Genomic DNA, 13,590 nt, shown 5'->3' on the forward strand with positions numbered 1-13,590 from the left:
TTAAGTCCAATTCATCGATAACCTTATTTACAATGCGTACTGGATGCAAGGCAGGAATGAAATCTTCCAAAGAATGAGGAATCAAACTCATTTGATTCTGATCGTAAAGTCTATAACGTGGTGCTTGTTTTGCCATATTTACTTGAATTACTTATACTAATTTAAGTATATTAGATTGAAATTCAAATAATTATAATGGTGTTTTTTACTTAAAAGTACAAAAAAGAGGCTATCTCATTTGAGACAGCCCCTTTTATAATTTATTTTAATAAAGCTTAGTATTAAACTGTAGCTTCTTCTCTTTGTTCCTCTTCGAATAATTGATGTCTTCTTTCAATTTCTTCTTTATCTTTCTTAGGCATAGTATCCACTAATACTGGAGTAGCTAAGAATAAAGAGGAATAAGTTCCAACCACAATTCCGATTAACATAGCAAAGATAAATCCTCTGATCGAATCTCCACCGAAAATAAACATAATCAATAATACCATAATTAAGGTTACAGAAGTGTTTATTGTACGTGATAAAGTAGTATTTACAGAGTCATTTACAATCTTATTGAAGTTACCAATTGTATTTCCAGCTATGTACTCACGTACACGGTCAAATACAATTACTGTATCGTTCATCGAGTAACCAATTACTGTTAAGATAGCAGCAATAAAATGTTGATCGATTTCCATATGCCATGGCATAAATTTATAAGTCAACGAGTAAACTCCTAATACGAAGATAACATCGTGAGCAACCGATACAATAGCACCTAAAGAATATTGCCATTTACGGAAAGAGATAATCAAGTAAACAAAAATAGCAGCCATAGAACCTAAAACAGCCCAGATAGCATTTTGCTTAACGTCTTTCGCCATAGAAGGTCCAATTTTTGAAGCTTGTATAATTCCTACATTTGCACCATCGGTTGGACTTACAAACTCCTCATAAGTTAAGTCTGTATTGTAATAAGGCTTTAAAGATTCATACAAAAGTTGGTTAACTTCTAAATCAACATCTGCACCTTCTTCTTCTACTTTATACTTAGTTGTAATCTTTAATTGTTCTTTGTTTCCAAAAACTTTAGCCTCTACGCTAACACCAAAAGCATCTCCTAGAGTACTACTTACTTCATTAGCAACAACTTCCTTGTCAAATTTCACTTGGAAAGTACGACCACCTACGAAATCTGTACCTTGGTCAAAACCATTGGTAAAGAAAGAAAGAAAAGATACAATAACAATTACAGCAGAAAGTCCGTAAGTGTATTTTTTAACTTTTAAGAAGTCGAAGTGGAAATTAGTAAACCAGTTCTTTGTAATAGAAGTACAAAAAGCAAGAGTTCTTCCTTTTAATACATCTCTATCCATAAAGATTCTAGCAATAAAAATAGAAGTAAATAAAGAAGTTGCAATACCTATAAGTAAAGTTGTTGCGAAACCTTTAATTGGTCCTGAACCAAATGCAAATAGAATTACTCCAGTAAGAATATGAGTTACGTTAGCATCAACAATAGGACGCATTGCTCCAGTCCAACTATAAGACTCCTTAACAGTATCTGCTAAGCTCATTCCTTTTCGCAAACACTCTTTAGCTCTTTCTGAAATAATAATGTTAGCATCCACAGCTGTGCCCATTGTAAGAACAATACCAGCAATTCCAGGAAGAGTTAATACAGCTCCTAAACTAGCTAATATTCCAAACATGAATAAAAGGTTAGCTAATAATGCAATATTTGCATACCATCCTGCTCTACCGTAATAGAAAGCCATCCATGCACCTACAATGATTAAACCTGCAACAGCTGATAACATTCCAGCATCAATTGCTTGTTGTCCTAAAGAAGGACCAACGATTTCTGATTGTACAATATCTGCACCTGCTGGTAATTTACCTGCGCGTAAAATATTGGCTAAATCCTTTGCTTCAGATAAAGTAAAATCTCCAGAAATAGAAGATCTACCACCTGAGATAGGACCTGAAGTAACTCCTGGAGCAGAATAAACTACATTATCCAAAACAATAGCAATGTTTGATTTATCTCTAAAGGCTTTACCTGTTAGTTCTTCCCATATCTTAGCTCCTTTAGCATTCATTTGCATACTAACGTTTGGATTGCTGTACTGGTCAAACTCTTCATGAGCACCAGTAACTACACTTCCACTTAAAGGTGGAACTCCCTCACGGTTAGTTTTTAATGCATATAACTCAACAATTCCAGCTGCATTTGCTTTGGGTTTCCCCCATACAAATCTTGTGTATTTTAAGTTCGCTGGTAATAAAGCCTTAACGTCTGCTCTTTTAAAATAAGCATTTATCTTAACAGTATCTTTTGCATTAAAGTAAGCTAACACAGAACTCTCTGGGTGCCCTGTACCAACCATTAAGTCGAATAATGGTCCATTGCTTACTGCTTCTTGAGCCAAAGAATCTGCTGAAGCACCTAATAATGCATCAATTTCAGAAACTTCTTGTTCTTGAGAAACTACTTCTTCCTCTAAAACTACAGGCTCTTCTTGAATAGTTTTTAAATATTGATTAACTGTCTCAATATAATTACCTACCTCTTGCAGCTTATAAGTTTCCCAGAATTCTAACTGAGCAGTACTTTGAAGTAAATTTTTAATACGATCTACATCCTTTGCTCCAGGTAATTCTACTAAGATACGTCCTGATTCACCAAGCATTTGGATATTAGGTTGACTTACACCAAACTTATCGATACGCTCACGGAAAACTCTATAAGCACTTTCGATAGATTCCTTTACTTTAACATTTAAGATAGATTTAACTTGACTATCTGACATGCCAACAGTGATTTCACTTAAGTTTCTATTAGCAAAGATATCTCCAGATGCCAATTTAACTTTTCCTTGAGAAGCTTTCTCAAATGCTGTATAAAAAGCATCTAAATAAGTTTGATTTCCTTGTCGCATTGTTTCTGCTTCATTCAAAGCTTCAACAAACACAGGGTTTTTTGAATTGTTTGCCAACCCTTTAAGGATATCTTTAATTGAAATTTGTAGGGTAACGTTTATTCCCCCTTCTAAGTCCAAACCTTTATTGATTTGCTTGGCTCTAACTTGATTAAAGGTTTCCCCTAAAAACACCTTTTTCGAACCAATAGAGTCTAAATACTGTAATTCTTTAAAAGAATCACCATTGGCATAAGCCTTTGCTTTATCCTCATAATGGCTAGCGACAAAGGTAAAAGATAGCTGGTAAATACTTACCAGAGCAAATATGATCGCAAAAAATTTAACGAGTCCTTTATTCTGCATTATTACTAAAAATTAATTATTTACTATTTTAAAAACGAGCAAATATAAAATATGCACAAGTATTAACCAATATTTTACTTAAGAATATCCGCTTTTTTCTGTACATATCTTATATTTTCTTTAACAATCCGTTTTTTTATGACAAAAAGTTATCCAACTCTTTATTAGTTTGACTTACCATTTGTGCACTTTGTTCAAATTTTTGCTTTTCTTGTTGATTTAACTTTAGTTCTAGAATACCTTCTATACCATTCTTACCTAATATACAAGGAACTCCTATATATAAACCATTTTGACCATATTCCCCTTCTAAAAAAGTAGAACATGGTACTAATTTTTTTCTATCATGTAAAATACTATCCACCATATAAGCCACGGATGCCCCTGGTGCATACCAGGCTGAGGTTCCCAAAAGTTTTGTTAGTGTTGCACCACCAACCATAGTTTGTTGTACAATTTGCTCTTGCTCTTCTTGGCTTAAAAATTCACTAACAGCTATACCTTTATAAGTTGCTAAACGAATAAGAGGAATCATAGTAGTATCCCCATGTCCACCAATCACCATAGCATGAATATCGGCCATAGGCTTTTTCATAGCTTGACTTAAGAAATAGGTAAAACGAGATGAATCCAAAGCTCCACCCATTCCTATTACGCGTCTTTTATCTAAACCACTTATCTTTAAAGCAGCCAAAGCCATCGTATCTAAAGGATTGGTTACAATAATAAAAATTGCATTTGGAGAGAATTTTAATGCATTTTCGATAACGCTTTTAACAATTGCAGTATTAGTTCCAATTAGCTCCTCTCTTGTCATTCCTGGTTTACGTGGAATACCTGAGGTAATAACCACGATATCGCTGTCTTTAGTAGGTTGATAATCATGGGTAGAACCACTAATTACCGTGTCAAACCCAGAAGTAGCAGCGCATTGCATTAAATCCATGGCTTTCCCTTCAGCTAACCCAGCTTTGATATCAACAATCACAACTTCTGAGGCGATTTGCTGGTTGGCAATAATCTGGGCACAACTTGCCCCAACGTTACCAGCTCCAATAATAGATACTTTCATAGTTATTATAATTTTATGGTTAATAAAAAAGGTCAATACATAAAATGTGTTGACCTTTGTAATAGCTTTTAATATTTTTTAGACATCGATCTTCGCATAAGTAGCATTTTGCTCGATGAATTCACGACGTGGCGGTACTTCATCCCCCATTAGCATCGAGAATACGCGATCTGCTTCTTGAAGACTGTCAATAGTAACTCTTCTTAAAATACGGTGCTCCGGATTCATTGTTGTCTCCCATAACTGCTCCGCATTCATTTCTCCAAGACCTTTGTATCGTTGTACAGATGTACCACTTCCCATTTGATCTACTAGTTCTTGACGCTCTTCATCACTCCAGGCATATTCTTTCCTCTGTCCTTTCTTTACCATATATAAAGGTGGTGTAGCAATATAAACATAACCATTTTCAATCAAACCACGCATATAACGGAAGAAAAATGTTAGAATTAAAGTTGCAATGTGGCTACCATCTACATCGGCATCACACATGATTACAACTTTATGGTAACGCAACTTTTCTAAATTCAATGCTTTACTATCTTCTTCAGTACCAATAGTAACTCCTAAAGCAGTAAAAATATTTTTAATTTCTTCACTTTCAAAAACTTTATGTCCCATAGCTTTCTCTACGTTAAGAATCTTACCTCTTAAAGGAAGAATAGCTTGGAACTGGCGATCACGACCTTGTTTAGCTGTTCCACCTGCGGAATCCCCCTCGACAAGGAAAACTTCACATTTAGCTGGATCTTGCTCTGAACAATCAGATAATTTACCAGGTAAACCACCACCAGTCATAACTGTTTTTCTCTGCACCATTTCTCTAGCTTTTTTAGCTGCATGTCTAGCCTGAGCTGCTAAAATAACTTTTTGAACAATAATCTTGGCATCATTTGGATGTTCTTCCAAATAATTTTCCAACATCTCAGCTACAGCTTGACTCACTGGAGAAACTACCTCTCTGTTTCCTAATTTAGTCTTAGTTTGTCCTTCAAATTGAGGCTCCATAACCTTAACTGAAATAATAGCAGTTAATCCTTCGCGGAAATCATCTCCAGTAATTTCGAACTTTAACTTCTCTAATAAACCTGAAGAATCCGCGTATTTTTTCAAGGTACGAGTTAATCCCATTCTAAAACCTTGTAAATGCGTACCTCCTTCATGTGTATTAATATTATTCACATAAGAATAGATATTCTCTGAATACGTATCGTTATAAATTAAAGCAACCTCCACAGGTATTTCTCCTTTGTCTGATTCCATTGAAATTACGTGCTCAATAATTGGAGTACGGTTTCCGTCTAAGAACTTAATAAATTCTTTTAGACCTTCTTCAGAAAAGAATGTCTCATTTTTATATTCTCCGTCTTTATTTGTTTCCCTCTTATCGATAAGAGTAATTTTCAACCCTTTATTAAGGAAAGCTAATTCTCTTAAACGACCTGCTAAGGTATCATATGAATATACTAACTCACTGGTAAAAATAGTAGAATCTGGTTTAAAAGTAACGATTGTCCCTTTTGAAGTAGTCTCTCCTACTACTTTAACTGGATGTAAAGCTTTTCCACAAGAGTACTCTTGTTGGTAAACTTTACCGTCGCGGTGAACTGTTGCTACAAGCAACTCAGATAAAGCGTTCACACAAGAAACTCCAACTCCGTGAAGTCCACCAGATACTTTATAAGAATCTTTATCAAACTTACCACCTGCTCCAATTTTGGTCATTACAACCTCTAGGGCAGAAACTCCTTCTTTTTTATGAATATCTACTGGAATTCCTCGTCCATTATCCTCAACTGTGATAGAATTGTCTTCATTGATAATAACTTTGATAGTATCACAATACCCAGCAAGAGCCTCATCAATAGAGTTATCAACCACTTCATAAACTAAATGGTGAAGTCCCCTTACTCCTACATCTCCAATATACATGGAAGGACGCATCCTTACATGCTCCATTCCCTCTAGGGCTTGTATGCTATCTGCCGAATAATTATTCATATTTGTATCCTCGCTCATAATATTTTTGTAAAATAAGTAACGTACAAATATAAACAATTTCAAAGACTATATCAAACCAGCAGAGGCTTTAATACACACAAAAACCAAAAAAAAGCTAATAAAAAAGCGTAAAGATTTTTGTCTTTACGCTTTTGGTTTTTATTTCAAGTCCATTATTATTCTAAATAGTTCACTTTAAATTCACAGTTATTAAATACAAAGGAGTCATTTACTTTTCTACCTACTAATTGCTTAGCTATAGGAGCATCCATTGAAATTGCTAAAATTGATTCTTGATCAAAGCTTATTTTTGGTAATGCTGCCGAAAGGAATAAGTATACTGTATTTAACTGAACAACGCTACCAAACTCTACTTGATCAGATACCTTCTTTGCGTCAATTTTCTGGATAATATCGCGGATTGCAATATTTTCCCGGATTTTCTTACTTAAATTTTCTTGTTCGATATGCATCATCGACAAAGCTGTTTCATGCTTATCTCCGGCAGAACTCTTAGCATCATTTTGAGCATCTAATGCTAGGTCCTCGATTATTCCTTGAAAAGCCATGATTTTTTCATTCAATCGTTCAAGACAAATCTTTTTAAGGTTTTCCTTTAAAGTCATGTTTTGTTTGTTGTTTGTTGTTTGTTGTTTGTTTGAATTCACAAAAGTAATCCTTATTTCATTTAAATAATCACAAAAGTTAGATTTAACTATTAAAAAGAAGTGCTAATTGCGTAAACAAATTATCTTATTGTACTAATTATCTAAAGTCAAATTTGTAAATAGCTCCTAACGAACCTTGAAGCCCCTGTACTTTATAATTTACAAACCTTTCGTATTTGTTATTTAGTAAATTATTTCCAGTTACAAATATAGTCCAATTCATCGTTGGGCGATACCCCACTTTAATGTTTAAATCAACATACCCATCTAGCTTAGAAACAAAATTGCTTTGCTCTTGAGTGATAGAATTAAAAAATGCAAAGCGATCAAAACGCTCTCCTGCATAAAATAATTCCATTGTAGCAAACCAACCTTGATCAAATTCTAAATTTACATCAGCTCCGGCTTTAAAACGCGGTAAATTCCAAGGTTTTAATTGATCCGTTTTATAGTGATTGTATTGAGCATTAACCCCTATAGATACCTGACTTTCAAATTCATATCTTAACTCACCAAATAAATTTAATGTCTTAAGATTTTGATACTCTACCTCAAAGGAATTCCCATAGCTATAAGATGGAGTTTGATCTGAACTACTCATAGGGAATACTCCACTAACAAAGGTAGCAAAATCACTTTGATTCTTATAAGATCCTTTCACATTGAAAGAAATATTATTGTCTAATTTCCCTCTTAACCCAAGGTATAAATCATACTTTTCACTTGTCGGAGCAATTTGCAAGTTTGGAGACACAAAAGGATTTAATGTAACAAAGTCTTTAAAAGAATTTTGTTTTAACCCTCCTTCTATTCCTGCATAAGCTACTAAAATATCATTCACTAAATTGTAAGTGGCTCTAATTTGAGGATATACAAAGAATTTATTATCGCTACCTGAGTTTATTTTACCATCGTTATAGAAAATTCCAAGTCCTAAATCCACAGAATATGTCTCATCGCTAAAACTAATACTTGGCTGTAACCCTAAATTAAGATTTTTATATTCTATGTCTTGCCCTATACCTGGACTAACAAATAAGTCTTTATATTGAGTAGATACATAATCTACAACTAATCCAACCTTTAAATCACTAACATAGCCAATTCTAGTTTTAATATTTGGGCGAATAGTAAATCTATTCTCTGTGGTTTTGTAATCATCCCAAAAACGATCATAACCTACTTCTAAAGAGGTAAAAGGTAAATTTCTGAAATCAAAATTAGCCCTTACATAAATATCCTTATATTTTTGTTTGGGATCAATATTATTAAGCATCGCATCGGAAAAATCAACGCGATCCGTGGCAAGTCCATACCAATTAGCAGTCTGCATACTTCCTCCTAATTCAGCTCTCCATCCAAGATTTTTTTTATCTCCAAGGTAAAAAGCAGCAAATTCCGTCTTAGCAAAATTATTATCTAGTAGTTCCTTTTTTAAGCCCTTTCCAGATTTATGTTTAGCAAATAAAGCAATAGAAGAAAACTTATCTAACTTCTCACTTAAAAACACTTCTGCATTTATATTAGAATAGTTTCCAAAAGATGCTAATGCGTAATTAGAAAAAGGTTTTAATCTAGGGGCATCCTCCACTTGTGCTACCTCTCCTTTTTCAGGAACAAAAGTTGAAGCCACTGGGAAAGAAGTAATAGTATATTCTATCTCCTTTTTCACTAACTGTTCCTGTGAGTCCATAGAAGGAGTTTCTTTTACCTTAAAAGCATCATTTATAACTGCTTCGTAACCCCTAACAACTGTTACTTCTTCTGTACCTAAATCTGGTGTTGGTTTTTTATCTTGAGCAAAACCATAACCACTTACTAAAAATGCTGTTAAAGCTATATATATATTTTTATTTTTCATTTCTATCATTTTTTTAGTACTTATTGAACTACCGATGAATTTCGCTTTGCTTCTTCAGCATTTATAGCCTCCAATTCTTTTTTGGCCTCAAATACAACATCTTTATATTGAGAAAAGTTCTTAATAACACTATCTAATATGTAAGTAGCTTGATAACTATCATTTAAAGCATAAAAGTTTTTAGCCATTAAAACCAAACCTTTAGCGCCATAGTAAGAATAACCTGAATAGTCTTTAGCAAGAGTTTGCACACTTTGGTTAGACAATTCATATTGGCCTTGCTCATTTTGGAAATAAGCTTGGTAGTATAATGCTTCAGCCGCTACTTCACCCGTAGCAGAAACCAATACTTGCTTATACCCTTGAGCAGCTTTTTGTTTATCACCAGTAGCAAAAGCAGTACGAGCTACAATTAACTGAGCATCACTTTTTACACGTTTGTCTAAATTAGGCTTATCCAATACTTTTTGAGCGTATTCTAAAGCTTTTTGATAATCCTTCTCTTGGTAGTAAAGCTTCATTAAGTTTGACATTGCAAAAAGCTGATTTTGGTTTTGAGATGCCTCTGCCTCTAATTGAAGTAAAACTTGTTTAGCTTGACTATCTTTCTTTTCTTTAAGATACATCTCTGCTAAACGAGACAAACTTATTTCACTATATTGGGTTTTACCAAAAGAAACAACATTATTATAATACACTTGTGCCTTACTTAGATCTTGGTTGGCAAAGTAAAGTTGAGCTAAATTAAAGTTAGCCGCTAAAGCATTTTTACCGTTTGGAAATTCTCTTAAGTACTGCTCATATCCTTTAATAGCTTCAGAACTATTATTTAAAATATATTGTCTATCGGCTGAATCAAAAGAGTCTCTTTCAATCTCCGAGTCAGACACCTCTATAAAAGATAAACCTTTAACCCACTGAGCGTATTGATCTACCTGTCCTTTGTCCATATAGATCAAACGAGCATTTTGAACTGCTTCAACTGCCTCTGGGGAATTCGGAGAATCCGTTACGACATCTTTAAACTTGGCTAAAGCCTTTTCACTTTGATTGGTATTATAAAAGATAAGTCCTTGACGTAATATTGCTCTTGTTTTTCTTGTAGAATTAGGATAATTTATAATTAAACTTTCAAAAGCTATAACTGCTTCATTATTTTGCTTTAAAAGCTCATAGGTAACCCCTAACTCATATTGTGCTTGATCTGCTAAACTAGAATTTGGATAATCTTGTACGAAAAGGCCAAGTTCTTGTAATTTCTGATTCTGTCTATCCACAAAGCCATAAGACAATGCTTTTTGAAATTTTGCATAAGCAACATCTCCATGGTTAGCATTTATAATCACATTATAAGCATCCATGGCAGGCCAATATTTCCCTAAAACAAAATTCGCATCTCCAATACGAAGATAACTATCGTACTTTCTATCAGAATTAATTCCAGGAGTGTTTACATAAGAGGTAAACGCCTCTAAGGCTTGAGGATAGTTTTTAAGCTTAAACAAAGCATAACCAATATTATAATCAATATTGCTGTATTCAGGAGTCACTCTAGAACCACTGGCATCTTTGAATTCTATAAAATTATTTAAGGCATCTTTATACTTTCCTAAAGAAGATTGAGCTTCTGCCTTCCAATACAAAGCTCTAGCACTTAATTCTAGATCTTGTTTTTCGGAAAGAGATTTATTAAACATTACAATAGCTTGATCGTATTGTCCTTCATTATACAGCTCAAGTCCTCTGTAAAAAGCTACCTTTTGATATACTAAAGCATTACCTATGGATTTATTCTGCTCTAATAAACGCAGTGCATCTTTATAGTTTTTAGAAGTAATATAAGAATCAATAAGAAGTCCTTCTAACTCCTCTCTGTGTGGAGAGTTAGGGTACTTCTCAATAAAAGCCATTAAAACACTAGGAGCACTCTCAAAGGCGTTTCCAATTTCATAACTAAGCTTGGCGTAGTTCAAAAACGCATCCTGCTGTATAGAAGCATCAAAACGCATTTCCGAAGCATTTTTAAAAGCATTTAAAGCTTGGATTTTTTTCCCAGTATGTAAGTAACTTTCTCCTAAGTGATAATAGGCGTTTTGCGCAATACTATTATTGCCTTGAATTATTTTATTGAATTGTTCTATAGCTTTATCATACTCACCTTGTTTATAATACGTATATCCTAATTGATAAAAATCGGTATTATTCCACTTCCCTTCTTTTCCCTGGTACTCTTGCAAGTAAACAAGTGCCTTGTCATATTGCTCCAAATTAAAGTAACTTTCCCCTACGATTTTGGAAAGTTCTGAACGCTCAGAGGCTTCACTAGCTTTATCTAATTGTGTTAAACCTTCGGTTAATGAATTTTCAAAATTTCCACTTTTGAAGTTCATATCTGCTTTATAATACCCCATTTTATCTTGATAGGAAGAAGTGTGGTCAATTTTTTCAAAATGCTTCTTAGCATCTTCATAATTATTATTTGCATAAGCCATATAACCTAAATAATAGGTAGCTTGATCTCCCCATTGACTCTCTGGTCTAACTTTTAATAATGTTTTTCTAGCTTCTTTAGGATTTTTCACATAAAAAAAACTATAGCCTTTTTGAAACAAAAAACGGTCCTGCTTACTATGCTCTAAAATGGTAACGCTTCTTACTTTACCAGCGTATTGTAAAGCCTTTGCATATTCACCTTTAGAAAAATAATAATCCGTCACATCCACATAGGCTTGATTTTGCTTAGCACTTGTGGGGTAATTTTTAACGAATTCATCTATTTTTCTTTCTGCTCCTACTTGATCTAAGCGGATAGCACAATTAGCTATATAATATGCACAATCAGCTTGTACTTCAGTATAGTTGGCGGAAGAGGAGTTTTTCACTTTCTCAAATAATAGTTGAGCAGCTAAGTATTGCTCCTCATCATATAAGGCTACTGCGTGATTAAAATCTGCTAAACCATTGGTGTAAATCGCTGACTGTTGCGCCGTAGCTGTTAGGCCAGTCAACCCCAAAGCCAAATAAGCTAATCTATTAATTTTACGCATTTTATTTTTATTTATTTATTTGTAAATATATCATTTTATACCATTGAAAAAAGCAATCACTGGTGTTTTTAATAGTCCCAAAATCCGCTTTAACATTATTTTTAACAAAAAAAGTTAAAGCTCTACAAATAAACATGTATCCAATGTAAAATAATGGGAGCTAAAAAAGCCGTAATAATACCATTAAAAATCATGCCAACACTTGCAAAAGCTCCATATTTATCACTTATTTGCAATGCACGCATGGTTCCCATAGCAGCTGCAGAACTCCCCATAGCAAGTCCTTGTGAGACAGGATTAGTAATTCTAGCAAGATTTAAAAATCGAAAACCCACCATGCTCCCTACTATTCCAGTTAACATAACTGCTGAGGCAGTAACCGAAGGAATCCCTCCTATACTCTTAGACACTTCTAAAGCTATAGGGGTACTAATACTACTTGGAGCTAAAGATAAGATAATCTCTTTTTCCGCTCCTAATAATTTTGCGAATAATACAATGGCTAATACTCCGAAAATACTTGCTACAAATTGACTAGTTAAAATAGGAACTATTTGGTTTTTAATTTTTCCCCAGTTTGCATATAAAGGAACCGCTAAAGCCACAATAGAAGGCTGCAAGAAGAAATCTATATACTTTCCTGCTTGGTTATACTTTTCATAAGGTATGTCTAGTACCAATAAATACCCTATTAACACAAAAATACTAAATATAATAGGATTGAATATCATGTACTTATACTTACTAGACAAGGATATTGCAAGAGCATAGACACTCAAGGTTAAAAACAAGATAAACTCGGCACTTTCAAAATAAATCATTTTTTCTTTCTTAAAATTTGATGGGTTAATCCAGTAGTAAACATTACTACAGCAGTACTTCCAACTGTAGTTAAAAGGATAGGAATAATAGAATCGCTAATTAGATCAAAATAATTGAGCATAGCCACACAAGGTGGAACGAAAAACAGTCCCATATTTTGAAGCAAAAAACTACTTAATTGCTCAATATCCTTAACCTTAACCCATTGCAACTTCAATAAAGTCCACAATAAAAGCAATCCAATTATACTTGAAGGTAGTTTAATTGGAAGTACTTTAATAACAAATTCACCAAAGGCGATACACCCTGCTATAATAACAAGTTGTTTAATAATATTCATAGCTGTAAAAAAATTTGTGCAAAGCTAACAAACTAGTATAACTTTTAACACTTTCAACCCACATAAATACTATTCTAAAATCACCAAAACCCCTTATTTAACTGGCCCTTAGAGCTATGGAGTTAAACAAAAAAAAACTACATATCACTTTATTAGCTATTTGATAACATTTAGGTAAACTCCCATGTGAAAAAGTACCCTATTTTTGTATTGTAAACGTAAAACACCTGGTATGAAATAATTAAAAGGAATAATAAATTGGTTAGTTAGAACATCAAAGGCAGTCTTTCTTCAAGGCTGCCTTTGATGATTTTATAACTTAAACTAAAACGTCCCCTTTCACCACATTATAAGGACTTATTACCCAAACAAAAAAAGCTTAACAGCAAATAACGAATACCTTTACTCCTTTTTTTGTAATCATATATTTAAGCACTAGCAATAAAAACATTATTGCTTTAAATAAAACATTATCTTAGTTCACTTTTTAAAACCTACACAAATCCC

The 13,590-nt window shown here is 33.6% G+C and carries 8 protein-coding genes; all 8 read right to left on the reverse strand.

Annotation, left to right across the window (positions count from 1 at the left end):
- Positions 1–281 precede the first annotated feature (281 nt).
- Positions 282–3,272, reverse strand: coding sequence for a protein translocase subunit SecDF (gene secDF, locus ACYSNX_RS09035; protein ID WP_461754353.1), 2,991 nt, complete (start codon positions 3,270–3,272; stop codon positions 282–284).
- 136 nt (positions 3,273–3,408) lie between these two features.
- Positions 3,409–4,344, reverse strand: coding sequence for a malate dehydrogenase (gene mdh, locus ACYSNX_RS09040; protein WP_461754354.1), 936 nt, complete (start codon positions 4,342–4,344; stop codon positions 3,409–3,411).
- Positions 4,345–4,422: 78 nt separating this feature from the next.
- Positions 4,423–6,363: a DNA topoisomerase (ATP-hydrolyzing) subunit B gene (gyrB, locus tag ACYSNX_RS09045; RefSeq protein WP_461754355.1), complete on the reverse strand. Its 1,941-nt coding sequence runs from the start codon at positions 6,361–6,363 to the stop codon at positions 4,423–4,425.
- A gap of 158 nt (positions 6,364–6,521) precedes the next feature.
- On the reverse strand, positions 6,522–7,013 hold the full coding sequence (locus ACYSNX_RS09050; RefSeq protein WP_461754356.1) for a hypothetical protein: 492 nt from the start codon (positions 7,011–7,013) through the stop codon (positions 6,522–6,524).
- A gap of 97 nt (positions 7,014–7,110) precedes the next feature.
- A complete protein-coding gene (locus ACYSNX_RS09055) occupies positions 7,111–8,874 on the reverse strand; it encodes a TonB-dependent receptor domain-containing protein (protein ID WP_461754357.1) in 1,764 nt (587 codons plus the stop codon).
- A 20-nt stretch (positions 8,875–8,894) separates the two neighbouring features.
- Entirely contained in the window at positions 8,895–11,921 is a 3,027-nt protein-coding gene (locus ACYSNX_RS09060) for a tetratricopeptide repeat protein (RefSeq protein WP_461754358.1), read from the reverse strand.
- A 122-nt stretch (positions 11,922–12,043) separates the two neighbouring features.
- Entirely contained in the window at positions 12,044–12,742 is a 699-nt protein-coding gene (locus ACYSNX_RS09065) for an LrgB family protein (RefSeq protein ID WP_461754359.1), read from the reverse strand.
- Positions 12,739–13,083: a CidA/LrgA family protein gene (locus tag ACYSNX_RS09070; RefSeq protein ID WP_461754360.1), complete on the reverse strand. Its 345-nt coding sequence runs from the start codon at positions 13,081–13,083 to the stop codon at positions 12,739–12,741. The genes ACYSNX_RS09065 and ACYSNX_RS09070 overlap by 4 nt, the downstream gene beginning before the upstream one ends.
- Positions 13,084–13,590: the final 507 nt, after the last annotated feature.

Source organism: Myroides sp. LJL115 (assembly GCF_054871665.1).